The sequence below is a fragment of the Anaeromassilibacillus sp. 1001302B_160321_C8 genome (assembly GCF_015554745.1).
Classification (GTDB): Bacteria; Bacillota; Clostridia; order Oscillospirales; family Acutalibacteraceae; genus Anaeromassilibacillus; species Anaeromassilibacillus stercoravium.
On record NZ_JADNJD010000003.1, the window covers coordinates 191,324 to 216,702 of the forward strand.

Consider the following 25,379-nt stretch of genomic DNA (forward strand, 5'->3'; position numbering starts at 1 on the left):
TTCATCTCCATATAGTTTTAATTCAAACTATATAATAGTATAAATTCATGCAATCGATATTGCAAGATCCTTTTGGAATTTTAGGTTAGGGGCCATATAAAACATACGTTGCCTATTGTTTTGTTCCCATTAAACAAAAACACATTGGAAGGCTGGCGAATTCTCCCAGCCTTTCAATGTGCTTTACCCACAAAAATATGCAGCGAAAAACGAAGCCATTCCTCTTATTGGAGATTATATATGTATGGATTTACGGAAGTTTGTTATATTCTTCCGGATCAACTGGCTCTAGCCACTCCGTTTTGGAACCTTCTCCCGGCACATCGATTGCCAAATGGGAAAACCAGCTGTTTGGAGCTGCCCCGTGCCAGTGTTTTTCTTCCCCGATTTGGACGACATCTCCCGGTAACAATTCCCGTGCAGGTTTTCCCCATTCCTGATAATAGCCCCGGCCTCCCGTGCACAAAAGGATCTGGCCCCCATGGACATGCCGGTGCCAGTGATTCCGGCAGCCCGGTTCAAAGACCACATTTCCCACACTCACGCCCGTTGTAGTCAACATCTGCAAATAGCTGGTTCCATCAAAATACTGACCAAACGAGTTGATCCCTCCAATCTCAAATACGGAAGCCGGCCCTAATGCTCTTTTCATCTCTTCTTTGTTCAACATCCATACCTCCAATCGAAATTCTTAACCCTAGTATACAACTTAGAGTAAACTCAAAGTCAAGGCTTTTCCATACCGCCCTTCAACCTTCCTTTTCTTCACGTTTTCCTTTGATCCTGTAAAAGGAACAGCTCTTTCCCGGCATCGCTATGAAAGAGGCTTCGGACATATACACGTTCCTCCTCGGAAAGAGGTTCCTCGTAAGCATTGACAATAAGATCCGCTTCGATCAAAAGTTGGAGCAACTGGGAATGTGGCCCTGTATAACAGTGGTGGTTGACAACCAACTCCAGGACGCGCGGCAGATAATCGGGCGGATAACCAGCTTGTTGCAAGAAATCCCGAACCAGACCTGGCGCTTCTTTTTGCTGGTTTGCTTGGCAAGCATCTCCTTTATACCGCTCTTTGCAATACTTAATCGGGATATCATGAAGAATCGCCGCAGCCTGTAAGATCTGCCGTTCTTCTTCCCCTAACCCAGAACACTCTCCCAAGAGCTTGGCTAAAGCGTAAACTTTTAAGATATGTTGGGTCCTCCGCGGATGGCCCTCCTCATAGAGCAAAGCATCCAGCAGAAGTTTTGTTTCAGGTTTTTTCATCTTTCTCCACCTCCTCCAACCCAAGCACATGGATTTCATCTATTTTGGGAGAGAGGAACCGCACATCCCCAGAACGGTTTTCCGCCGCAATCCCTTTACAGAAAAAGATCTTCATATGAAAAAAGCAGCAGTAGGTGGGGCTGCATATCCTATACCCAGAAGCAGATGTACCTCCTATTTTGTACCCATAGTGGTGTCCACATGTTGCGACCGGCCTTGTTGCCCCCTACTCTCAGAGACTTCATGGGCGTTTCTTCTAAAACCAGTCGCATGCCGGTTGAAATGTTTTCTTCTATCTATTTTATTGTACCACTGGCCAGCATGCGGATCAAGTTCCCATTCAGCCGTCCTCACAGGCCAAAAGTATCCCAACGGAACGCATGGGAGACATGCATATTCGAATTCCATACGCAAAATCCCCAACGCGCCTCGCAAAAGAGAGCCGCTTGGGGCATTTCTGCCTTTTATTGTAGGGATATCCCTTTAATAGGTGCGCAATGGAAGGTATTCTGTCCGCAGCAGTTCCTGGATACGCTCCAGATCCGGCACCAGGACGGCCATCCCACGGATCATCGCATCGTAATAGGTTTGATCGGCAGGGACCCGGTATGATTGGATCTCCATGGAACGCAAGCCTGGGAAAAGCGTGCCCATCAAGGCGAGAATTTGCCCATCTGATAGATCCGTGGTTAAAGACGGCAGCATCGCATTCAGAAGAGCTGTGATCTCGGATAAACCTAAGTCTTTCATTTTCTTAAAGGCCGCTTCCAAAATGGCCCGCTGCCGCGCCGTCCGGTAAAAATCATTGTCTATGGCCCGGATGCGGGCATATTCCAAAGCCATTTCCCCATCCAAATGATTTTTCCCGGCAAAGGTTCCCTTTCCAAGATAGTTTGCCTCTTCCGCAGTCAAAACAATGTCCACACCTCCTAAAACATCGATCACCTTTACAAACCGCTCAAAATCTACTTCGATATTCCCATCAATGGTAATGCCGAAATTCTTGAACATCGCATCATCTAGGAGTGGGAACCCCCCAAAATAATAGGCCGCATTCAAGCGGTTGTCGGAGTACCCGCCCGGTATCTGGACATACAAATCGCGCATGAAGGAAATCAAAGAAACTTGGTTCGTCTTTGGGTTAATGCTGCACAAGATCATTGTGTCCGACCGCTGGCGGCCCTCGCCCTTCCTGCGATCCTGTCCAACAAGCATGAGATTGATGAGTTGTTCATCCTTTAATGGTTCTACAGGGGCCCATAGAATCTCATTAGAATCCATCGGGCGTTCTACTCCTGAGTTGGTTGTTTCCGGCGGCAATTCATCCACTTCGAAGTCCTCATCCTCTGGAGAGATCGTGGAAACAGTGGATTCGTCCACCCGGTTGATCTTATTGAGATAGTGCTTGGCAACCAGTATCCCTGCACCAAATACGATTAGCAAAACTAGGAGTATCCCTCCGACGGTCACAGCGGCTTTCTTCCAGGCGGCCATATGCTCCTCCTTTTCTCTTAAGCTCCGCAGAACAGCATGTTTTCTGCTACGCATCGCGTTCATCCCATGCAGGGGAGTACCGATCTGCTCCTGCGTGTTATCCAACTAAAGAAATAGGTTACCATCGATTTCCCTATACCCTTTTGGCATTTTTCGGTTATCCTTATTCTCCCCGGTTTAAAGCCGGAATTCCTCTGGTGCTTTTTTCCAAGTCTTCCTTGCATCTGTTTTCCTCCAGTCCATACTTTCAGGCAGATCAATTGATCATCGCCATATAAAGGCGGTAATCTCTCGCATATGGGTTTGTTGGGATTGCTATGCGTCTGGCTCTTTTCAACAGTTACTTAATTTGATCGATACGGCCCGACTGGATTGCCGCAAGATGACCAGCAATTTTTTCTTCTGGCCAGTCCCACCATCGAGTTGCCAACAGCGCTGTGATTATTTCGTTAGAAAAGCGCTTTCGGATAGGTTTAGCTGGCACACCGCCCACAATGGTATAAGGCGGGACATCTTTTGTTACAACCGCCCTGGTCCCAATAATGGCACCATCCCCTATGGTAACTCCAGCGAAAACTACGGCTTCATATCCAATCCATACATCATTGCCAATAACAATGTCCCCTTTGTTATCCCATGCCCTGGTTATACGGCTGACATCAAGTCCCCATTCCTCAAAGAAAATGGGAAAAGGATAAGTTGCGAGCGAAGCCATGCTATGGTTGGCGCTATTGAATAAGAAACGGGCACCGCAGGCGATGGAGCAAAATTTGCCGATAATCAGCCGATCATGGTTAATAGGATAATGGTAAAGAACATTATTCTTTTGGAAATCAACAGGATCCTTTACAAAATCGTTATACATGGTATAGTCACCTACGATAATGCTGGGATCAGTAATAACATTTTTTAAATATACGGTTTCTCGATCTTGTGACCGAGGATAAATTTTTTGCTTGTCCATCATAATTTTCTATCCTCCTTAAAAATTAAGTTACTCATATGAATAACAGATCGATTGACTTTTGGCATTCACTAAAGTCTCCTATTTGCATTTCGGGCAATACAATGGGAATTGATACATTTTGTATCATGACGCATTTTAAGTCTGGTCTAGGCATAAAAGCCATCCCAACCATCAAAACCTTTCTCCCTTGTTGCTTGATTGGATGAGCGTTTTTCGTTCCCACTTTTTACTTATAAAATAGAGTACGCCCACAATAGCAGGCAAGATTGGCGAAAGTGCCTGGCCATAATAAATGCCAGAAAATCCCATGTGAAGTGTAAAAGCCAAAATCCAGCTCACAGGCAAACGCACAATCACTGCGTCCAGTAAAGCGTTAATCATGGCGACATTTGCCGCGCCAACACCAATAGCAAAGGAATCTAAGGTATACATGGCGGCATAAATCAAGCTATTGATACCGCAACAGATACGCAAATAGTAAATGCCATCACTTATTACTTCCGGGCTAGTGCTGCCAAAAAGCAAGATTAAGGGTTCAGCAAAAAGCTGTATGCCAATTACGGCAACGAATGTTACAGAAACATTCATCACTAAACTGATTTTTACTACCTTTCGGGCGCGCTCCATTTGCCCAGCCCCCATACACTGGCCTATCATCGCTGTTACCGCCTGTCCAATAGCCCAGCAGGGCATACCAGCAAAGGTGTTGATTTGCAACCCCACATTAGAGGCAGCAGATACAGCCATACCAAACTGATTGAGCATACCCGCCACAAGCAGATAAGCGGTGTTGACCACGACCATCTGAATTGCTGTGGGCAGGCCGACTTTCACAATGGCGGCCAGTTTATCCCATTGGAGCGTAAACCCCCTATGATTTCTCATAGAGGAAAATATCTTGTGCCGCTTCAAATAGAATAAAGAAATCACAAAGGAAATTCCTTGCGCAGCAATCGTTGCGTAAGCTGCTCCTGCCGTTCCCATTCCGAAAGGTCCCACCAAAATAATGTCTAAAACGATATTGATAATGGTAGCAATTCCCACAAAATAGAGGGGAGATTTCGAATTTCCAAGCCCTTTGAGCACAGAGCAGACAGCATTATATCCAAAGACGAACACCGTCCCACAGCAAATGATTTGCATATAGTCGCAGGCATCTTGATATGCGTCTGCTGGGACATTTAACATCTTGAATAACGGTTGGTAGATTGCCAAACTCACAATCGTTACAAGCAAAGAAGATACCAGCGAGAGCAAGGCCAACATTTGAAAGGACTCCGCTTGCCTCTTTTTATCGCTTGCCCCTTTATATTGAGCAATCAATACAGCCCCGCCCATTGTCATACCAATACAAATTGAGTTGATGATATAACACAATTTAGAAGCGTTGCCAATGGCCGCAAGGCCCGTATCTCCTACAATCTGGCCGACTACAAGCATATCTACTACATTGTAAAAAGATTGCAGTATATTTGCTAAAAATAATGGGAAGGCGAAAACAGCCAGTTTTTCCGACACACTCCCGGTTAACAGATTGTGTTCTTTAGTCATATCTATTTCCCTCCAAAAGAAAAAAAGGCACACTACATCGTGCGCCCTTTGCATAGTCATTTAGAAATGAGCATACAAAAGGCCACAAACAAAACATTGTCTGTGGCCTAAACAGTCAATTACTTAGCGTTAATCTAATAAAAGGGTATAAAACCAAAGGCAGTCTCTCTGCCTTGGCCTTTCCGCTTTATAAATCAACTTTCCGAAAAGGCTCCGCACAATGTTTCGTAGTATAAACTTGTGTGGAGCCGAAATCAATACAAAATTTTCCGAACAACATCGCACTCATCTCTTACATAGTTCTATTAAAATTTATTGTAACCAGTTTGCCCTTTGTTGTCAACATAAAAGGATCCCAGTACGTACTTTAGAACAGCCCATATGCTCCATGATGGAAAACATATCTACACATATTTTGTGGGTGATGGCCTTGAAGGAAACATATGAGCTAGGAAGCAGTCCCTGGCTTCAAAGCAACGAGTTAGATAGGAAGACATTCAAATTGATCCATCCGGTACTGCAGATGTTACATATCTCAGTTAAATTAACGAATTCAAAAAAGTTAACCAGCAGAATTAATAAAATATTTCCAATATCAAACGCCTTATGATATAATAGAACATAATTATTTCTGTGAAGGAGGTGCCACCATGGGCAGAGTTATTGGACAGCCCCCGACTGCCCCTAGAAATGAAAAAGCTATTTTGTCTGCCAGAGAAACCACATCCGCCGGTAAATGTGGCCCCTCCCTTGTGGCCTTTTCATGCCCTACATTCGTCTGCCCTTGTAACAGTGCGAAGCAGGGTATTTTTTATTGTCCTGAAAGAGGTGATTTGGTATGGGTCTACCAAAGCGTGACGGCGTAAACGGCCGATATTACCTGATCCATAAGCCAGAGGTTGCCCCTGAAGTGCTGGAGGTTTGTTACTACGGAAATTTGCTCACGGTAAAAGGTGAGCCAAATCCCTATATTGTGGATGGGGATGGAGCGCCTGGATTGGTGGCAGCCCTTGACCCGGAGAACGGCGAGGAATTCGTCATCTTCGACGCTGGGCGGCACGGCTATAACAATCTGTTCTGTGATGAACATGATCCGGCCGAGCTGGAACACCGCCCTCTCCAGCGGTATGAGATCCCCGCCTCCAAGCTGGTTCTGGAGCTGGGCTACAGCATCGACTATGACGACGAGAAAGAGGACTTTGAGGTAGACGAGAACGATACTGTAGAGCTGATTCGCGGTGGGCGGATGCCCTGGGAGCAGATCAAGCGGGACGGCATCGACTACATTGCCCTTTTCTATGTGGATGAGAAAGGGAAACAAGTCCAGATTTTAGATGCGGAGCTGGCATGAGGAAGAACGCGGCATGAAGGTACTGCGCGTGGTAGGCGATACGCCGGCCTGGACTTATCAGCGAGATTTATCACAAAATGCTCCCTGCCAGCACTCATGAGGCTGCCCTCCATCCAGAATTGTCGGCAGAGAAAACGAAAGCGGCGCTGGAGCCGATCCTGCTGGCGCGGTTTCCGCGCATGGATTTTGATTTCCGCTTTTGCTTTCGGTGCCTGAACCGGGATTCCGGTTGGGTGTCCAAGTCCAGGCTCAGCAAAAACAAAGGCATGAAAGCGGACTTTTATAATTGGCGCAATCAAATATTGCAAAATTCCCAGGATATTTCCCCGCTGAAATTCGGAATGGCACAGGACGAGGTCGTGGAAAACTTTGGCAAGCCCGATGCTGTTTCCACGATGAAAAGCGGTGGAAAACCTTTGCTCCTCAAATACCATGACATTGAGTTGCATTTCGATAGAAAAGTCCCTCATGGACTTAATTTGATTTACAGCGATGATGCAATCGAATTGAGCATCACAGCCGATCACGAAGAAAGGAACAATCAAAATGAAAACATTTGACCCGAATTATAAACTGTTGGATGAGATGTACCAGGACGAATACTATCCCGATTTCCTGGTGGACAAGGTAAAGGATGCGCTCCAGAAGGTCATCGACCTTCTGGAGCGCGGCGCGGCTGGCACCGAAGTGGTGCAGGAAACGCTGGATGAGGCGGTCTGCGGCATCAATGACCTCCAGGAGGAGTTTGACGAGAACGACAGCGAGATTGAAACGGTGGCGCGGGAGTGTATTGCGGCAGATGTGGCCTACATTCTGGAGTGGTTCGATATCCCCATTGATACCGAAGAGGCCATCCGGGAACGGGACTGGTAAGACCCATGGCAGAAAAAGAACTGGTCGTTTGCGATGAGTGCGGCAGCCTGTTTTTCAAGGACTCCTCACAGATAATGGGGCTATGCCCGGAATGTGCCCATATTCTCTATGACTATCCGAATTGTCCCCATCATTTCCAGAATGGCCGGTGTGTGAACTGCTACTGGGACGGCTCAAAGAGCGAGTACATCAAGAAACAGATTCAATAGGAGGAAGCCATCATGCCTACAACAGAATGGATGAACAAATATGAATCGGTTAAAGACAAGCTGGCCTGCAAAACCGATTTGAACGCGTATTTTACAGAAAAGGTAATCGGAAATATGGGAGTGGATGTGCTGAACATCGGTACCGTCCATTTCCCCACCGGAACCATCTTCGCCTGCGATCCGCTGGTGGAGCTGGAGGACACGCCGCCGTTTATGCAGACGATCCCCGCTGGAACTTATCCCGTGAAGATCTGCGTAGTACCCAGCAAGAAATACGGCGACCGCTACGCCTGCGTCAAGGTGGAGGTCAGTCAGGAGAAGCCCGTCCGCTATGAGCTGGGCATGATGGGCAAAGAGGATCTGGACGAGGAACTGGGCGAGGACGACTACTTTGGCTTCGGTGTGGATGCCGGGATGGGGTGTGTCGCAGACATCCAGACCCAGGCGGCCTTCAAGACATACTGGGCCAAGCGGCTGGAGGAGGACCCGGACATCGACCCCTATAATGACCTGTTCTGTGACCTGCTGGAGGAAAACGCGAAAGCCCACCCCAAGTATCAGGGGAGTTACGGCGACTGGCTCAACTGGACGGTGCCGGACACGGACTGCGATCTGCCTATCTTTGCCTCCGGCTGGGGGGACGGATACTATCCCGTCTACTTCGGCTATGACGCAAGGGGCGAAGTCTGCGCCGTGTATGTGCGCTTCATCGACATTGAGGCCAGCTACAAGGAGCAGGCGTAAGGAGGTAAGCGATGGAATGGCCGAAACGAGCGCGGACAGCGGACTGGAAAAACGGTGTCCTGACACTGGATGGAGAGAAACGGTTTGAGATCCCGGAGCTGACTATGGACCTTATGGAGCGGCTAGCCAGCTACGTCCTGGTGGGTTTCCATGTGAAGGGTCGCCCGGTAACGGATACTCTGCTCGCTCCCTTTGCCAGACATAAAAGCATGGTCAACTTCGGCGTGGAGGACGGGGCGCTCACCGACGCCTGCTTCCCCGCCTTTTCCGCCATGCCTAAGCTGCGCTATCTGCTGTTGGACGGCAATGCCGCCATCCACGGTGACGGCCTGGCCGCGCTCCAAAACTGCAAGCTGGACCTTCTGACCCTCAACCGCACCGGGCTGGACGATGCCGGACTGCTCCAGGCAGCCTCTATCCCCAAGCTCTCCCACATCCAAATCGACCATACCGCCGTTACATACGAGGGCCTGCTGGCCATCGCCGACAACAGCCGGATCGAGCCGGTGGCCCATGTGCAGTTCACCAAGGAGCAGATGGAACACTTCTCCCAGCTCCAGCGGGAGAAGGCCAAAAAGCCCGTCCAACTGGATGAGCAGGCGGCGGAGGAATGCCGCAGGGTGCTGTCCGCTTTCTTTGCAGAAATGACTGCGTGGGAGCGGTATATGGAGCAGGCCGAGTTTGGGGATGCCGAGGCTGTGTCCCGCTTACTGGCGATCTGGGAGAAGTATGTGAGCGAAAAGCCCCGCCCGGGCTACCGGCCCCTGGGCCTATCGTACAGCGTCCAAGGCACCTACAAGGACGAGCAGTTTCTGGACGCGGAGCAGCTCACCCGGAACAAGCTCTACATCTACACCAGAGAGAAATACACTGGCTTTGACCGCCGCTTCCTCATGAAACGGGTGGGCGAGGGCTGGAAAATCGACGCGGTGCAGGAGCGGCTGGACGGCTGGCAGCGTGTGGAATTGTGAGGGATACAAAATGACATCGAAATTTGAAGCATCCGGTTTAGATGGGCAGTGTGAGTTGTTTGGCGTGAACATTTTCAAGTACCGCTGGTTCGACTGTCGGGGAACAGCAACGGTAATCGATCCCCATTATGGCACGGAAAAAGTGTTTCATGTCTATGAGGTGGAGATTGGCGGACATGAAGAAAATGCTGTCCCAAATCTCGTGATCGAGGGGTAAAAATGCACTTGACGGAATATCAGGAAGCAGCACTTTGGAGCGGCACGGTGTTCCGCTTTCCCGCGAAATATCCTTTTGAGTCCACGGTGGATTTGATGGTACACGGCGCTCCGTCCGGGTGGGTGTTCCTTACGGATATGCCAAGGACAGCAAAGCCGTGTACTATGAGAACTTTGTCGGCAAGATCAAAGTCTTGAAAAAGGCTGACCCTGTTACCTTTGTTTCCAACGATGACGGCTATTTCGGATGGGATGCCAAGCACTTCTATATCCAGAATAAACAGGTGACGGAAGAAGAATGGAACCAGAAACAACACTGACGGGAAAGGACGAACCCTATCCCCGCCCCCTGCGGCTTTGCGCGGGATGAGGATGGCGTATTCCAGCAGATCAAAGACTGGAAACCACAACAGGATGAGGAGGAACCTGATATGGACATTTTGCAGCAGTGCCAGAAATGGCATGAAAACGACGAATTTCAGAAGATTATCGACGCATTGGAGGCCGTTCCCGCCCAGGAACGCACCCCGGAAATGGACAGCGAGCTGGCCCGAGCCTACAACAATCTGGCGAACCCTTATGAGCCGGGGGGCCGGGAACTGCTCAAAAAAGCCATTGCCCTGCTGAAACCCCACGGGGAATATTTTGAAGGCGACCATCTCTGGAACTTCCGCATGGGTTATTCGTACTTCTATTTGGATCAGGAGGGCCGGGCCCTGCGATACTTTGAAAAGGCCCTGGAAGCCCGTCCTGGCGATGAAGACACCAAGGAGTTCATCGAATGGTGCAAAAACCGCATTTCTCTTCCTCAGTTTAGTGAATGCTTCCGGGAGCGGACAGAACTGTGGTGGGAGACCTTTGCCGAACAGGAGGCGGAGTTCCGCCAAATGATGGACGAGGACAAGGACCACACGCGGGGCCAGGGGCTGGTGGACCAGATGAAGAAATCCCTTAACCTGGTCTTTGACGAGATCTGCTTCGAGATGGGTTTTAACGGTGAGAAGTATGAGTTGATCCTCACCCCGGAGGGGGACAAGGTCAAGCTGTTTGAGCTGGTCTATTTCCAGAAGCACGCCCCAAAGGAGGCGCTGGAGCACTGGAACATCTTGGTGGGCCGCCAGCGCCTGGGGAGCATCGGCCTACGCACTGACGACGGCTGGGACATCTCCGGGGCGGATGTACAGGTCTGGCTGGAGAATCAGGGGGAAAACAATTTTGCCCTCTCTGCCTACTGCGAAAAGCTGCTGCCCATGCTCCAGGAGGAGGAAGGCAGGGTCTGGTGGATGCTCACCACCCTCACCGATCAGGTGCTGGGCGAGATCCCCCACATGAGATATATAGACAGCTTTGATGTGCTGGAGGCGCCCAAAGAGGAGCCGCCCATCCCCATGTTCCAGCTGCCCGCCAAGCTGAAGGAAAAGGGCTTGGATCTCTCCGCCGACCCGGAGGGCTATCTGGAGAGTTACCTGGGCTATCAAATGAATCCCAATGAAGACCCAGATGCTGACTGGCGGCTGGATGTGATAGTGGGTTCCACCTGCTGTGTCCCTCTGATCAACGGCTATCTGGGCGCAGACGACGACTTTATGGACAACCTCCACGCGGACGGCGCGGTGGCGGGCTTCTTCTGCTACCCGCTGGACACCCTACGGGAGGAGGAAGGCAGCCAAAAGATCTTCGACTTCCGGGAGAAGCTAGAGGAAGCACTCACTGCCGGGGATGGTCCGGAAGTGCTGACCCTCACCGGCGGGGCCACTGGCCTCTACTGCGGCTATGTGGACTTCATCGCCTGGGATCTGCGCACCGCTTTGAAGGCCGCAAAGGAATTCTTTGAGGGCAGCGATATCCCCTGGGCCAGCTTCCACACCTTCCGCCGGGAGGCTGGCACGGTGGGCCTAAAAAGCCCTTCCGAGGACGAGCCAGATTGCGAAGAGCAGGAGGAAACGCTGACGGGGATGGACTACATTCCCTATACTTCTCAGAACGCGGAGGCATTCTTCCAGCAGCTGGAGCAGTGGAACAATGAGGACGAGTACACTCGCTGTATTCAGGCATTAAACGCCATTCCGGAAGATTGGCAGAACTACCGAACCGCCTACGCCCTAGCGCGGGCGCTGGAAAACTACGCCATCCTGGGTGACCATCAGGAGGGCACTCCCCACTACAAGGGGGACAAGGCCCTCCTTCGGGCCATTACGGTGCTGGAATCCGTCCAGGAGGAGGGTCAAAACAAGGCGGAGTGGAACATGCGGATGGCCTATGGCTATCAATATCTCTATGCACAGGAAGAAAAGGCCATCCCCTACGCTCAACGGTGGGCGGAACTGGACCCAGAGGATGAGGATGCCCAGGCGGTAATCCGAGAATGTCTGGAAGAGATCCAAAAACGGCAGCACAGGGCCAAGCGCCAAAAGGAAGCCAAATTTGTATGCGGCGATATTCCCTTTGAAGGCTTCGATTTTACAAATTTCTGGGACGATGACGAATACGCCTTGAAGGAATATGTCAGCGATCCGCCTTCAGACGAGTTGATTGCCAGTGTGGAGGAAGAATTGGGCTATAAGCTGCCCGCCTCCTACATCTGGCTGATGAAGCAGCACAACGGCGGAATGCCGGTGAACACCTGTTATCCCACGGACGAACCCACCAGCTGGGCGGAGGACCATGTGGCCATCACCGGCATCTTCGGCATCGGGCGGGAGAAAGCCTGCTCTCTGTGCGGCGGCCTGGGTAGCCAATTCATGATCGACGAGTGGGGGTATCCGGCCATCGGCGTGGCCGTCTGCGACTGTCCCAGCGCCGGACATGACATGATCTTCCTGGACTACCGGGCCTGCGGTCCCCAGGGGGAGCCCGCCGTTGTTCATGTGGATCAAGAACAGGACTACAAGATCACCCCTCTGGCGGACAGCTTTGAGGAGTTCATCTGTGGCCTGGTAAACGAGTCCGCCTATGATCTGGATGCGGACGATGATCCCGACGACAATGAGGATGCAACGGATGAAGAAGCCGAGTCCGACCACAAGGGCGTCTTTAGCGGCTTTGTCCTTCTCTCCAAAGGGAAATGGGACAAGCAGCAGTTTATCCGGGATATGAAGGAAAAGTGGGACATCACTGTGGAGGAAGATGAGAATAAGAGCGACCATGCGGTGGTATTCGATGTAGGAGATATGATCGCCGCTGTCAGTCTGATGCCCTATCCCATTCCGGGCAGCGAGGCAGAGACGAATGCCGAGAACAACTATATGTGGCCGGATGCGGTCAAGGCAGCCAAAGAGCACAGCGCCCACATCATGGTGGCAGTGCTGGGCAAGGAAGAAGATGTCCTGGAGAAGGGTAAACTCTACACCAAACTCGTGGCTGCCTGCTGCCGTCAGAAATACGCCACTGGCGTCTACACCAGCGGTGTGGTGTTCGAGCCCCGGTTCTATGAGGGCTTTGCTGATATGATGAAGGAGGGTGAACTGCCCATTTTCAACTGGATCTGGTTCGGCCTGTACCGGGATAAAAGCGGGATGAACGCCTACACCTATGGCTTGGATGTATTCGGTAAGGACGAGATGGAGGTGCTGGGCACCGATGCCGAGCCGGGTGATCTGCGGGACTTCCTGGCCAGCCTGGTTTCTTATGCGCTGGAAAACGATGTGGAACTCCACACCGGGGAAACCATCGGTTTCTCGGCGGACGACAAGCACACCATTACCCGTAGCCCTGGTGTAAGCCTGCCGGAGGAACAGATGACCCTGAAAATTTCCTGGGAATCGTCGGACGGCGGCCCGGATGACGATGGAAAGGAAGGCCCGGACGGCGAAAAGTCCCAGGATGCGGATGAGCCTGGTGAACCCGAGGTCTACACCGAAGAGGAGATGGAGGCCATCGAAGAGCATATCCAGCAGTATTTTGGCAAGTTCGAGAATGTGTTTCATGAGCTGGCTTCCCCCGACATCCATGTGGACATCTGCATGGTACCTCCCTCTGCGGGGCGGGACTACTACACCCTGGTCACCATGGGCATGGGCGCCCACCGAATGAATGTACCGGAGGAACTGGCGGAATACAATTTGGAGCGGGCAGAACTCGCCATCGCCCTGCCGAAGAATTGGAAGATGAAGCATGAAGATCTCAAGGACGAGCGGTGGTACTGGCCAATCCGCCTGCTGAAAGTCCTGGCCCGTCTCCCCATTGCCAGCGACACCTGGCTGGGCTTTGGACACACCATGGACAATGAACAGCCATTTGCGGAAAACACGAAGCTCTGTGCTGCCATCTTGACCGGCCCTCAGGGCACGGAGGATGGCAGCGAGGTCTGCGCCCTGCCGGGCGGCGAGGAGGTCAACTTCTATCAGGTGATCCCCCTTTACCGGGACGAATTAGAGTATAAACTGGCCCATGATGCAGATACCCTGCTGGACAAAATGTCAGGCATCTGCTTTGTTGTGGAGCCCGACCGCCAGGATGCCATCACCAGAGGCACCCTTTGCAGCGGGGATGACGAGGACGACTATGTCGTGGAAATGGACGACGGGGCCTATCACCTGGAGACCATCCAGGAGAAAAATCTGCCTATGGACGAGATCAACGCCTACAACCACATGGCGATCTACCTGCGTTGGTGCATAGAGCGTGACCTGATGGGCGAAGAATTCCTCGCAGAATATGGCGCAGTGGTCAAACAGGTCAAGGCCGATCCTGACAGTGTGGATCTGCGGGAGTTTATCCGGGATAAGTTGGACAGCCAGCTCGTCGGTCCCCTGTTCAACAAGATGGGCCGAGCATTTGCCTCCTACTACTATGGGGAGCTAGACAGCCCCTATTACCCCAGCGACATCGACAATTACGCCATCGGTATCATTGGGCAGGAGCGCAATTACTCCGACGAGATCCAGGACGAGGCATACCTGTTTCTTCCCTTTGACGAGGAATATTACCGGGCCATGGCAACGGTGATCGAAGAACGATTCGTCAACTGGCAGGGGCAGGACTATGACGAGGACACCCTGGAGCCCTCCGATGTGGCCCAGGCCATCATGGAGTATCTGGATTGCGAGTGCACCTATTTTCCCTCTATGAAGGACGACGACCCCATCATGGCGGCGTACAGTTATGCCAAGCGGGACAGCTCCCATGAGGGCTTTATACCAGTGCTGATCAAGCCGGAGGAGTCTCTGCTGGAGTGCCTAGTGATGAACGCCGACCCGAAAAATGATGCAGACTATTATGAATTTGACCCCAAAACCGTAGTGGAGTACCGTAAGAAGATGCTCTCTGCCCCCATCAAGGACGGAAAGGCAGTCCTTGATGCCCTGACGGATCAGCGCAAGGCAGAAGCCGAGGATGACGATATGGATTGGAAGGAGGAGCGCCTGGGCGAGATGGAGGGTGGCTATGTCAACTGCCGCTTCTCCAGCTACTGGGACGATGATACCGAGATGACCTATCCCCTCATTCTAGCCAAGATCCCGGTGAAGAACCCCTGGGAGATTTTTGCCTACCTACCCTTCGGCAACTGGAATGAGTGCCCCGGCACAGAGGATCTCATGGCCGTCGCCAAATACTGGTTCGAGCAGTACAGCGCTGTACCTGGCGCGATGTCCCACGACGAGCTGGAATTTAACCTCCCGGCTCCGGTTGCTGAGGACAGGGCCATGGATGTGGCCGTGGAGCAATACGGCTTCTGCCCCGATGTGATCGACCAGGGGCCGGAGGACGCCACCGTGGGCACTTTAGCAGATGTGTTGCAGCAGTCCACCGTCTGGTACTTCTGGTGGGATTGATCGGATGGTGTTTCTATGAACGAATACCTGAAACAATACATCAAACTCCAAAAGCCATTTCGTGTCACCCAGGGAAACCCGGACAGTGTCTGCGCCCTCTACGCTTTCAAAGACGAGTTGGAACAGTCCGAAGACAAACAGGCTAAGGAAATACTGGTGGATGTGTACGACCTGCTGGGTTTCAAAAAAAGCGCCTACGACCTGCTCTGCCAGATCGGAGACCGCTCCGATAAAAAGATCCTCAAGCGGCTGGGCACACTGAAGGACTATTCGGAGAAATGGGGAAATCACTACGCCCTCCCCAAGCCAAAAACGCCGGAGGAAAAACGGAAAGAGAAAGAGCGGTGGGCCCAGCTGGGCCTGCCCGCTTTCCAATATCATCCTGACCCTCTGGATACCGGGGCCTTTGAGGAATCCCAGGAGGGCGTTGTCTGCGACTGCTGCGGCAAGACTACACATATCTTCTATACAGCGCCCTTTTTCTCCGTGGAGAATATTGCGTATTTGTGCCCTGCGTGCATCGCCAGTGGCGAGGCCGCCCGGAAATATCATGGCAGTTTTCAGGACAACTACTCTTTGGACGATGGCGTAGACAATCCAGAGAAACTGGATGAGCTCATCCACCGTACCCCCGGCTACTCCGGCTGGCAGCAGGAATACTGGCGGGCCCACTGCAACGACTACTGCGCCTTTCTGGGCTATGTAGGCGCCAGAGAACTGCGGGCAATGGGCGTGTTGGAGGAAGTGCTGGACGACCCTATGTGGGACGAGGAGCAGAAGGATATGATCCAGGAATCCGTCAATGGTGGGCATCTGCAATGCTATCTGTTCCAGTGCCTCCACTGCGGAAAGCACCTGGTCTGGATGGATTTCGATTGAGGAGGTTTCCGCACCCATGGAAAAAATCTTTCTCATTCCTGCCACGAACAAGCAATGGCGAATCGAAATAGATGGCCAAACCATCCGAACCTGCCTGAACGGCGGGAAGGTCAAAGAGCTGGTCTGTGACTCTGCCTTCCAGGTCAAAAGCAGGGCCGCCAGCGGCAGGAACTGTCCAATGGCAACTGTTCCGGTGAGATTTACATAGCCATCTGGGACTGGTGCGAAAGTGAGCTGGACATGGACGTCCGCTTTCCTGCACCCCAGACAGATAACACCCTGGACTGCGTCCTGCTTGAGGGGAGTTGGCAAAGGTACTGCTGGCGGCGCTGGAGGAGCAGGGTCCACCGGAGCTGGCCGCCGAGATCGCCCCGGACTGGGATTTGCCCGCCGAGGTGGTGCAGAGTGGGTTGGAAACGCTGCGCTCCCATTTGGAACAGGTGCAAGGTGATACCGTTCTGCTGTATGAGATGACTTGACAGGGCGAGGCCCCATAGAATGTGAAAAGAAGGTGTTTGGAAGATGAGAGAGGTGTTTACTATCGATGGCCGCCGCTTTTCCAATATGGCTGGCTTCTACCGAGAGGCGGAGTGGGTGTTCACCTGCGGTTTAGACTGGAAGATTGGCCGGAACCTGAACGCATTCAATGATATTCTCCGGGGCGGTCTTGGGCGTCATGGGTATGGCCAGCCCATCCATATCAAGTGGCTGGCCTATGAAAAAAGCGTCCGTGATCTCGGCAAAGAGACCATGGACACCATTGCGGAAATCATTTTGGATACGGACAATTCCGGGCACGACTGTACCCTGGAACATCTTTGACCGAACAGAAAAGGAGGCACACCATGGGACTTGACATCTATGCCGGGACACTGACCCGGTACTATTCCCACAACTGGAAAACCGTTGTTCAGCAGTGGGCGGAGAAAAACGGATATTCCTTCAGCAGGATCTCCCCGGATGGGGAGCCCGCCGGCAACGAGGAGGAGCTTTCCCCAGCGGAGGTCCAGGCAACAGTGGAGAACTGGCGAGATCAAATCTTGGACGCCATTTCTCAGCCGGACCAGCCGCCCTATGCCCCTTGGCCGGAGGACAATGAGAAACCCTATTACACAGACAAGCCCGATTGGGATGCCTTGGGCGCTATGCTGCTTGTAGCCGCCTGTCATACCTATGGGCAGCCGGTGCCGCCCACTGTAGAAAAGGACTGGGATTTTGGGGAACATCCCCTGATCGCCCGCCTTGCGGAAGATCCGGAGCGGGTGTGGTCCCTGTTTCGTGGGGCCACCTGGTGGATTCCCCTGTCAGACAGCTTTATGTTCCAGGCGCCCTTGCCCACTGACGCCCAAACCATAATTGGTACCTTGGGTGGGTTGCGGAAGGAACTGGAGAAACTGAACCAGCTGGCGTGGCGGGCCGATGAGGTCACCATCCTCCGCTGGACCGAAACCGAAGGCTACCCAGTGGATGGCACCATAGGCCCGGACGGGCAGTACAGCAAAGCGGACATTCCTGAACATACCCAGTACGATACCCAGTCCCTGGCCAAGTTCTCCTTCTCCATGTTTTGGCAGGCTATGCGGTTTGCAGAGGAGCAGCAGGTGCCCATCCTGCTGGATTATTGATGAAGTTTTGAGCGGAGGCCGATTCCATGGAGCAAAACCACCCATCCGATAATTTGCGAATGCCCTGCCCTACCTGTGGGCTGGGCCTGGGTGAAAAAGAGGGGAAGCGGCCGAAGAAGGGCGACTTCCAAAGGAAGGGAAAAATGGCCTAACTTACCTGGTTTGGTTTGAGCGAATCCGCCACAACTATCTGGACTATGAGAACAGCCATGGAAATATCGAGGTAGGCTTCCACTATACAATTTATCAAGGGGATGACCTCCCTTATTCTTTCGCCATGGAAGTGCCCACGGGTGGCACCCGCTTCCAGCTGCTGACAGAGGACCTACAGCTGGACACATAGATGCTGGATACCTTCATCCTGCTGGTCCAGGCCAACTACCTGGATTATATCGACCTCTTTGAGGCTGGCCGGGCGAAGGCGCTCCAACCGGTCTGCGCTCCCTTTACTCAGCCGGAGGACTACAGCTGGACCATTCAAGTGAAAGAGCGGATGATCGAGAGCTATGGAACGCCGGAGCAGCTGGCGGAATACCGGCGGCAGGAGGAATTGCGCAAGATGCCGGAAAACAAAGTGCGCCAGTGGATGGGGGCACAAATCTTCCATTTCTCCCATGCCCACTATGTGGATTATGACTGGGCTGCGAGCCGCACTGTCGAGGAATTGGATGCCTTTATAGAGGACTTTGTCCGGGCGAAAAAGCAGTATGACACATGAAGCGCGGAGAACGAGGCGGACTATCAACTCTACCGTCAGGAAACGGATACGGAAAAGCGGACTACCGGGTCTGGTGCCTGATCGGCCACTCCCGTAATCTGCCCAAGGAGATTGTCCATCAAGCGTTGCAGTTTAGATTCAAGTTATCCCAGACAAAAAGGAGGAAAAGAAATGAGCGATGAAGTATTCCAGCAAAATCTGGACAATGAAAGAGGCCTTCGGCCCGGCGGCCCCTTTCTCATCCAGATGCTGTTCAAAGAGCCGGTGGCAATGCCCGGCAAGGATGAAATGACCGCTGTGATCGAAAAGCATATCGGGGCGGTAGAGTGTTTCTGCCACAATGATAAGACTGCGGGCTTTGCAACCTTGGAGCATATTGCGGAGTTCAAGGATGGCAAAGGCCCTGCACAGCTCATGGTGATGGGTTGTACCAGTTTTAAGGGCGATGGATTCGACGCTTTCCTGATGAGCCAGATGTGGGACTGCCAGGAGGATCGGGAACGGATTTTCCAAGAGTGCCAGTATCAGGTCGTAGCCATTGATATGCTGGCGGCGGCGCTTCCGGCCTTGGAACGGGCAAATCTGGATGCTGACTTTTTAGACGCTCTTGCAGAACTGTATCCCACCTGTGAGGCATTCTACTTCCAAAATTGCGGCAAGCTCTTTCTGGCTGAGGATGTGCGTTCCCACCAGATTGAGGGACCGGATCGCTTCATTCGCTTCGGGGTCAATGTCCGTTTCTTCAACATTCAGGGCACCGAGGATATGCTCATCGACACTGTGGGCATGAGCACCCTGTTCTTGCCGGATCTTCAGTACCACTTCCATGGTATGAACCCCAACTGGGTGGTGAACCATGCCTACAATGTGGCGTCATATATCCTGGCAAATGACAACCCTGTTGAGGACGGGGAAACCATGGACGGTATCATGGATGGTCAGATAAGCTGGAGGGTTCAGTGGAAGTGCCAATATGAGGACGCGCTAATCCAGCCGCCCAGAGAGGTGCTGGATATCAACATGGGGAAATACGCCTCGGGAGGCCGCTGATTTTTTTATGCAGTACGCCAAACTGTCTATGATAATTCGAACGCTTTAATCTTTGCTGGGGTTGACATTGTAGCGGTCAATCGCACACAAAATCAGTATTTCATTGGGAATAGGCTTTTCGAATATGCCGAATTGAAAATGCTGGCGGATGCAGTTGCATCTTCCAAAATTATTTCTGCAAAAAAGTCGGAAGCTCTGGCACAAAAGCTGGGATGCTTGACGAGTATCCATCAGGCAGAATGGCTCAAGGGGTTTGTCAGCTTATCCAGCTGTATGAAGCCAGGCAATGAAAAAGTCTCCTACATAATTGACAGTATTCAATCTGCTATTTTGGATCACCAGCAAATGGAATTTCCATACTTATGAATACATTTCCTTTGCCTCATTCCTAACTTCCACTAATTTATTTGCTGAGGTTTTTAGCGCCCCCGGTAGAACCGGGGGTTTTGTCATGCTGTAACCGACATAAGAAAAGCCGAAAGCCCTAAATAAATCAAGGCCCTCGGCTTTTAATCCGGCATCGTCCCTGGCAGGATCCGAATCATTCGATTTTTAGGAGACGGTTGCCGCATATAGGAAGATATAAAATGGTTTGTTTTTTTGATATGGATTCTGATTTTTCTGTTTTGCCACGCAGTGCATTCCGTGGGTATCATAAAATGAATAATTGCATCCTGTATCGGTATATAGAAAGAAGTTTTTATGTGCAAAATATGCCTGTGCCTTTTCAAAGAGTGCTGTTCCAATCCCCTTCCCCTGCAAACTTGGTTCCACTGCAAAAAGTGTGACCTCCCCATCAAATTGGCGCCCACTCTCTTTTAACAGTTTGGCGCACAGTTGGTCGTATTCCGCCATTCGTGTCCGCATAACCTCAACGGCCTTTGTATGTAACTTCTGCGGAAATTCCACTTTACCCAACCGAATGGGGTTCAAACAGAATTTGTCGTCTATGGCCAAAAAGCCGGCGATCTTTTGCATCCAAAGGGCCACCTGCACGGATGTTGAATGGCTTAAAGTATTCAGCAGGTATTCCCGCGCCATGTGCCACCCAATTGTATGGCCTCCACACATGGAATCCATCTTCCATACTCTCTCCACAATCCGTGTCAAAGCATCCAGATCCCCGTCTTGCATAGCACGGAACTGCAACATAGAAGAACCTCCTAGATCCTCTTAAGATATTATTATCTTACAGCATCTTTTGTTCCTTCAAAGGACCATCAACCGGTCTGTTTCTCCTCATGGAAACGTCTAAGCTGCTGTTCCTTTGTCATTAATCCCTGCTCATACCGCTCAATTTTCATATTCAGCCGGTCCAGGGACTTTTGCATATCTTCCATACGGGCAAGCAGCTGCTCCCTCTGTTCGATCAATAACGCCTTGCGGGCATCGATCGTATCGTCGCCCTGTTGGAATAAAGCCACATACTCGATCAAAGCTTCAATCTGTACGCCGGCCGCCCGCATACATTTCATCAATTCCACCCAGCCGCAGGATTCCTCATCATAATCCCGAAGGCCGCTCTTTGTGCGGGGCACGGGTGGGATCAACCCAATACGTTCATAGTAACGTAGGGTATCAGCGGATATTTCATATTTTCTGCTCACTTCTGCAATCGTCATATGAATTCCTCCTGGTTCGTTCTGATTTTATGCTATTCCAAGGGCCTGCCCATTTTCGGATTGCCTCCACAGAGGCCAAAAATCTGTTCCCCTGGAATTGGATGCCAATCCCTTTTTCTACCTTTGCCCTGTGGAGCAAGCGGCCTCGATATCCTCTTCCGCATGGCCTAGCCATCCGCTATTGGTCATAGGCGAATCGCCCGTTAAGTCGGTATCCACGGTTTCAACGCCGGCATATACCCATGCTCTACTTCTTCCCCTGCTCCACCACAACAGTATGGCTTTTCTCATAGAATGTAACGGTCTAGATCTCCACCATATCCATGTAGCTGCCGACGCAACATCTCTGCCGCCTGCTTAGTGTGCCCTGTGTAGGATCCGTGCGTTCACTTCTACGCCCTTTTAGGAACTCCATTTAATCTCCTGCTACAGGGATTCCCTCGGATTTTAGCCAAGCGGCAATTTCTGCACGCGCTGTACCAACGGAACTTCCACGGACCGGCAGCCCCTTTTTCAGAGCCGCTGTTGGGCACAACCCTCGGATATCCGCTTCACTATGGCCCATGCCACTACCTTCGTTCGTACAAAATGGCAGGATGGTTTTTCCAGCAAAATCGTACGACTCTAAAAAAGTCCACACTGGCATGGGCATGGTTCCGCACCAATTTGGATACCCCAAAAAAATGGCATCATAGGCGTCCCAATTTCGAACACAATCCAATACCTCCGGACGGGCCCCGCTTTGCAGCTCTTCCCTGGCCTCGGCTACACATTTGCGATAATTTTCCGCATATTCCCTTGCGGGTTGAATGCAAAAGAGATCCCCTCCGGTCAGATTTTGGATCTCTTTTGCTGCAACTTCCGTATTTCCTACAGGAAGATCCAGGATCTGGCCATTGACATAGTTTTCGCCTTTGCGGGAAAAATACGCAATCAAATATTTATTCATAGCGATCGCTCCTTCTTTTCGGATAAACCATCGGGGACAAGTCCGCCTCAAATGGCTGCCTCCCGTTCTTTTCCTATTAAGACTAACACATGCAGCGCACTCCATGTCAAGTAATCTTAAAAATATTTCATTTTTAAACAGGCACTGCCTACCATATGGTACTCCGTCAAGCTTCCTTTTCTGCTGCATCGTTGACACAACGCAAGGCATTGAGGCTGCGTGGATAGCCGATATAGGGCAAGCATTGGGAAATAATGCTTATCAGGAAGGCTTTATCATTTCCAATACGCATATTGGCGGCTGCATGGCTGGTGAGCTGCGGCTCACAGCCCCCCTGTGCGGCTAAAAAGCAGAAGGTAATCATCTCGCGCTGCTGATAGTCGAGCCCTTTTCGGGTGTAATAGTCCCCAAAACAGTTGTCTGCCAGCCAACGATTGATATGGCGGCTCTCCTCCGGGCCAGACCGATAGAAGCCACGCATTCCCTCACCAAAAATGTCCACCTGTACCTGGACCCCTGCCTCTAACTGGTTCTCCATAGTGGTTTCCGCCTGCCCCTCCAACGGAAGCAGAACACCCTCGGATATTAGGCATGCATTTACTGCGTCTAGGAAGGGATACACCCGCCCAATCCCCAAGTAGGCAACAGACTGATAAACAATTTCCTTGATCTCGACCGGTGTAACACCAAAACGGAGTGCCGCCGGCACCATAACTTTGAACATATCCAGCCCTTGGCAACCCAAAAGCGCTGCTAAAATTGCCATGAAACGGGTGCGTCCATCCAAGGCGTCCTGGTTCACAACCTCATCAAAAGCGAAGTTGGTAAACCTCTCTATGAATTCTGGATCTGTTTCCGAGAGCTTTGATGAATACCCAGGAATCATTTTTTCCAGGTACCGTTTTGAAAATTCTGTAATTGCCATATTCCGGATCTCCTTTCACACATAGCCGGGGCGTTGGCAACATACTCCCTTGCATAAATCTCTTTTAATAAGACTTTAGCATTTCGAGTGTACTCCATGTCAAGAGGAGAATGCAAAAATTATGCTTCCACTTGACGAAAAAAAATTTGGAACTATAATTAGTTTTAAATAGAACAGTTTTTATAGAAACTATTTAACGTATGACACCAAGGGGGATTCCTATGTGAGCCAAAAGAGCAATTTCCTGGTAAATATCCGGCGGATTATCAAGCTGCATGAGACTATGCTAAAGCAAATCTGCCAGGATTATCACCTTTCTTTAATTGAGGCAACAATCATCAGTTTCTTGTACAACAATCCTGGAAAGGACACAGCCGCAGATATTGTAGAACTACGTATGTTATCCAAAGGGAATGTATCCCAAGCGGTGGAGAGTCTGATTCAGAAATCGATTCTTCAGCGGAAACAGGACACGGAAGACCGAAGAAAAATTCATCTCTCTTTAACGCCAGCCGCCCATCCTATTACACAAGAATTGGAAATCATCAGCAAAGAGTTCCTCGAAGAGGTCTTTTCCGGCCTATCTCAGGAGGAGTTGGAGCTGCTGGAACGGATGAATGATCGGATTATAGAAAACACAAAAAACGCCATAGCAAGGAGAGAAAAGCTATGAATGAGGAAAAAGATTTTTTGGAAAAAGAACCGGTTGGAAAGCTTTTGTTGCGCTTAGCCCTTCCTACGGTTACCGCACAGATCATCAATATGCTTTACAACATTGTCGACCGTATGTACATCGGCCATATTCCTGAAACAGGGGCCATGGCTCTTACAGGAGTAGGAGTCTGTATGCCATTGATTATGATTGTGACGGCGTTTGCAGCATTTGTGGGATATGGCGGCGCGCCAAGGGCTTCTATCTTTATGGGAAAAGGCGACCATACCTCTGCGGAAAAGACGCTAGGAAACTGTTTTGTCATTCAGATCTTGATTTCCATCTTACTAACAGCGGCCCTCTTGCTTTGGAACCGTGATTTCCTCATGGCGTTTGGTGCCAGCGAAAATACCATCCAATATGGTGTCGACTACATGAACATCTATGCGATTGGCACTATTTTTGTCCAGCTTACCCTTGGGATGAACGCATTCATCACCGCGCAAGGATTTGCCAAAACAGGGATGCTCTCTGTCTTGATCGGTGCTGTCGCCAATATCATCCTTGATCCCATTTTCATTTTCGGATTCGGGATGGGCGTCAAGGGCGCTGCCCTAGCAACTATCCTCTCGCAGGCTATGTCGTGCATATGGGTTTTAGCCTTCCTGTTTGGCAAGAGGACACATCTAAAGATTAAAAAAGAAAATTTGGGGTTGCAGGCAAAGATTGTTTTGCCTAGCCTTGCACTTGGATGTTCTACTTTCGTTATGCAAGCAAGTGAAAGCGTTATCTCTGTCTGCTTTAATTCATCGCTGCTGCAATACGGCGGTGATATCGCTGTAGGCGCGATGACCATTCTAACCAGCGTCATGCAGTTCGCTATGCTCCCTCTACAGGGGCTTGGACAGGGCGCACAGCCCATTATCAGTTACAATTATGGCGCTGGTAATGTGGAACGGGTAAAAGCAGCTTTTAAACTTCTATTGAAAGCCAGCCTCTGCTATTCTATATTGCTCTGGCTCTTTGTAATGTTCTTCCCACAGGCGTTTGCCGCCATGTTTACTTCGGACGCATCCCTGATGGAGTATACAAAAACTGCGCTGCGCATCTATATGGCTTGCTTGCTTCTGTTCGGTATTCAGATGGCCTGCCAGATGACATTCACCTCTTTGGGAAAGGCAAAGGCTTCCATCCTTGTGGCGGTGATGCGTAAGTTTATTCTGTTGATCCCGCTCATCTATATCATGCCAACGCTCTTCACTTCCAACCAAACTATGGCGGTGTATATGGCCGAACCCGTTGCAGATTTTCTTGCGGTCAGCTTTACGGCCATCCTTTTTACATTCCAATTCAAAAAAGTGATCGCGCAAATGACCACCTCTTCTTCATCCAAGAAAGAGCATGTCACAATATAAAAGAAATGGGAAACTGGGGCTTCCGAAAAATGAACTGCACCCCATTTGTTAGACAGTATGATATACTGAATAACAAGTGGGGTGCATTATTATGCCGAAAGGAATACCAAACAAACGCTATACACCAG

General features: G+C 50.8%; 28 protein-coding genes. 19 read left to right on the forward strand and 9 right to left on the reverse strand.

Annotation, left to right across the window (positions count from 1 at the left end):
• Positions 1-250: 250 nt before the first annotated feature.
• The 5 genes from I2E77_RS03670 to I2E77_RS03690 all read right to left on the reverse strand — a co-directional run bounded on the left by I2E77_RS03670 (position 251) and on the right by I2E77_RS03690 (position 5,278).
• The gene (locus tag I2E77_RS03670; RefSeq protein WP_087234710.1) at positions 251-670 is read right to left on the reverse strand and encodes a cupin domain-containing protein; all 420 of its coding nucleotides are present in this window, start codon (positions 668-670) and stop codon (positions 251-253) included.
• A 95-nt stretch (positions 671-765) separates the two neighbouring features.
• On the reverse strand, positions 766-1,266 hold the full coding sequence (locus I2E77_RS03675; protein WP_172749737.1) for an HD domain-containing protein: 501 nt from the start codon (positions 1,264-1,266) through the stop codon (positions 766-768).
• Positions 1,267-1,749: 483 nt separating this feature from the next.
• Positions 1,750-2,760: an LCP family protein gene (locus tag I2E77_RS03680; RefSeq protein ID WP_172749736.1), complete on the reverse strand. Its 1,011-nt coding sequence runs from the start codon at positions 2,758-2,760 to the stop codon at positions 1,750-1,752.
• A 340-nt stretch (positions 2,761-3,100) separates the two neighbouring features.
• Positions 3,101-3,724 carry a CatB-related O-acetyltransferase gene (locus tag I2E77_RS03685; RefSeq protein WP_419761409.1) on the reverse strand — a complete coding sequence of 208 codons (624 nt, stop codon included), beginning with the start codon at positions 3,722-3,724 and terminating at the stop codon, positions 3,101-3,103.
• 174 nt (positions 3,725-3,898) lie between these two features.
• Complete coding sequence (locus I2E77_RS03690; RefSeq protein ID WP_191441568.1) at positions 3,899-5,278, reverse strand: MATE family efflux transporter; 1,380 nt, start codon at positions 5,276-5,278, stop codon at positions 3,899-3,901.
• 838 nt (positions 5,279-6,116) lie between these two features.
• On the opposite strand from I2E77_RS03690, the gene I2E77_RS03695 reads away from it, so the two are divergent.
• The 17 genes from I2E77_RS03695 to I2E77_RS14245 all read left to right on the forward strand — a co-directional run bounded on the left by I2E77_RS03695 (position 6,117) and on the right by I2E77_RS14245 (position 20,054).
• A complete protein-coding gene (locus tag I2E77_RS03695) occupies positions 6,117-6,629 on the forward strand; it encodes a hypothetical protein (protein WP_140400385.1) in 513 nt (170 codons plus the stop codon).
• Positions 6,630-6,706: 77 nt separating this feature from the next.
• Complete coding sequence (locus I2E77_RS13850) at positions 6,707-7,189, forward strand: hypothetical protein (protein ID WP_243252512.1); 483 nt, start codon at positions 6,707-6,709, stop codon at positions 7,187-7,189.
• Positions 7,176-7,502, forward strand: coding sequence for a DUF5713 family protein (locus I2E77_RS03705; protein ID WP_191363187.1), 327 nt, complete (start codon positions 7,176-7,178; stop codon positions 7,500-7,502). The genes I2E77_RS13850 and I2E77_RS03705 overlap by 14 nt, the downstream gene beginning before the upstream one ends.
• Before the next feature lie 5 nt (positions 7,503-7,507).
• Positions 7,508-7,711 (forward strand): hypothetical protein, encoded by a 204-nt coding sequence (locus tag I2E77_RS14230; protein ID WP_087234703.1) that lies wholly within the window; start codon positions 7,508-7,510, stop codon positions 7,709-7,711.
• A gap of 12 nt (positions 7,712-7,723) precedes the next feature.
• A complete protein-coding gene (locus I2E77_RS03715) occupies positions 7,724-8,455 on the forward strand; it encodes a DUF4241 domain-containing protein (protein WP_087234702.1) in 732 nt (243 codons plus the stop codon).
• A gap of 11 nt (positions 8,456-8,466) precedes the next feature.
• Complete coding sequence (locus I2E77_RS03720; RefSeq protein ID WP_195450653.1) at positions 8,467-9,426, forward strand: NTF2 fold immunity protein; 960 nt, start codon at positions 8,467-8,469, stop codon at positions 9,424-9,426.
• A gap of 10 nt (positions 9,427-9,436) precedes the next feature.
• Entirely contained in the window at positions 9,437-9,643 is a 207-nt protein-coding gene (locus I2E77_RS03725; RefSeq protein WP_087234700.1) for a hypothetical protein, read from the forward strand.
• 118 nt (positions 9,644-9,761) lie between these two features.
• Positions 9,762-9,962: a DKNYY domain-containing protein gene (locus I2E77_RS13855; protein ID WP_087234699.1), complete on the forward strand. Its 201-nt coding sequence runs from the start codon at positions 9,762-9,764 to the stop codon at positions 9,960-9,962.
• 111 nt (positions 9,963-10,073) lie between these two features.
• Positions 10,074-15,416, forward strand: coding sequence for a suppressor of fused domain protein (locus I2E77_RS03735; protein ID WP_243252513.1), 5,343 nt, complete (start codon positions 10,074-10,076; stop codon positions 15,414-15,416).
• A 15-nt stretch (positions 15,417-15,431) separates the two neighbouring features.
• Complete coding sequence (locus I2E77_RS03740; protein ID WP_195450654.1) at positions 15,432-16,295, forward strand: CbrC family protein; 864 nt, start codon at positions 15,432-15,434, stop codon at positions 16,293-16,295.
• Positions 16,296-16,311: 16 nt separating this feature from the next.
• A complete protein-coding gene (locus I2E77_RS03745) occupies positions 16,312-16,503 on the forward strand; it encodes a hypothetical protein (RefSeq protein ID WP_087234697.1) in 192 nt (63 codons plus the stop codon).
• Between the two features lie 97 nt (positions 16,504-16,600).
• The gene (locus I2E77_RS14235; protein ID WP_243252514.1) at positions 16,601-16,774 is read left to right on the forward strand and encodes a hypothetical protein; all 174 of its coding nucleotides are present in this window, start codon (positions 16,601-16,603) and stop codon (positions 16,772-16,774) included.
• Positions 16,775-16,817: 43 nt separating this feature from the next.
• On the forward strand, positions 16,818-17,117 hold the full coding sequence (locus I2E77_RS03755; RefSeq protein WP_191363183.1) for a barstar family protein: 300 nt from the start codon (positions 16,818-16,820) through the stop codon (positions 17,115-17,117).
• A gap of 23 nt (positions 17,118-17,140) precedes the next feature.
• A complete protein-coding gene (locus I2E77_RS03760) occupies positions 17,141-17,920 on the forward strand; it encodes a hypothetical protein (RefSeq protein WP_087234695.1) in 780 nt (259 codons plus the stop codon).
• Positions 17,921-18,263: 343 nt separating this feature from the next.
• Positions 18,264-18,638 (forward strand): hypothetical protein, encoded by a 375-nt coding sequence (locus I2E77_RS14240; RefSeq protein WP_442858917.1) that lies wholly within the window; start codon positions 18,264-18,266, stop codon positions 18,636-18,638.
• 171 nt (positions 18,639-18,809) lie between these two features.
• Positions 18,810-19,688: a DUF4261 domain-containing protein gene (locus I2E77_RS03770; protein ID WP_087234694.1), complete on the forward strand. Its 879-nt coding sequence runs from the start codon at positions 18,810-18,812 to the stop codon at positions 19,686-19,688.
• A 132-nt stretch (positions 19,689-19,820) separates the two neighbouring features.
• Positions 19,821-20,054: a hypothetical protein gene (locus tag I2E77_RS14245; protein ID WP_237966888.1), complete on the forward strand. Its 234-nt coding sequence runs from the start codon at positions 19,821-19,823 to the stop codon at positions 20,052-20,054.
• Positions 20,055-20,240: 186 nt separating this feature from the next.
• Here I2E77_RS14245 and I2E77_RS03780 read toward each other — a convergent pair whose 3' ends face one another.
• From I2E77_RS03780 to I2E77_RS03795, 4 genes are all read right to left on the reverse strand, one after another.
• Positions 20,241-20,666 carry a GNAT family N-acetyltransferase gene (locus I2E77_RS03780; protein WP_195450655.1) on the reverse strand — a complete coding sequence of 142 codons (426 nt, stop codon included), beginning with the start codon at positions 20,664-20,666 and terminating at the stop codon, positions 20,241-20,243.
• Positions 20,667-20,908: 242 nt separating this feature from the next.
• On the reverse strand, positions 20,909-21,310 hold the full coding sequence (locus I2E77_RS03785; protein ID WP_191363181.1) for a MerR family transcriptional regulator: 402 nt from the start codon (positions 21,308-21,310) through the stop codon (positions 20,909-20,911).
• Positions 21,311-21,725: 415 nt separating this feature from the next.
• Complete coding sequence (locus tag I2E77_RS03790; RefSeq protein WP_195450656.1) at positions 21,726-22,259, reverse strand: flavodoxin; 534 nt, start codon at positions 22,257-22,259, stop codon at positions 21,726-21,728.
• A 166-nt stretch (positions 22,260-22,425) separates the two neighbouring features.
• Entirely contained in the window at positions 22,426-23,184 is a 759-nt protein-coding gene (locus I2E77_RS03795) for a carboxymuconolactone decarboxylase family protein (protein WP_191363179.1), read from the reverse strand.
• 223 nt (positions 23,185-23,407) lie between these two features.
• On the opposite strand from I2E77_RS03795, the gene I2E77_RS03800 reads away from it, so the two are divergent.
• Together I2E77_RS03800 and I2E77_RS03805 are read left to right on the forward strand one after the other, a co-directional pair.
• Entirely contained in the window at positions 23,408-23,857 is a 450-nt protein-coding gene (locus I2E77_RS03800; RefSeq protein WP_087234689.1) for a MarR family winged helix-turn-helix transcriptional regulator, read from the forward strand.
• Complete coding sequence (locus I2E77_RS03805; RefSeq protein ID WP_087234688.1) at positions 23,854-25,251, forward strand: MATE family efflux transporter; 1,398 nt, start codon at positions 23,854-23,856, stop codon at positions 25,249-25,251. Before I2E77_RS03800 ends, I2E77_RS03805 begins: the two co-directional genes overlap by 4 nt.
• Positions 25,252-25,379: the final 128 nt, after the last annotated feature.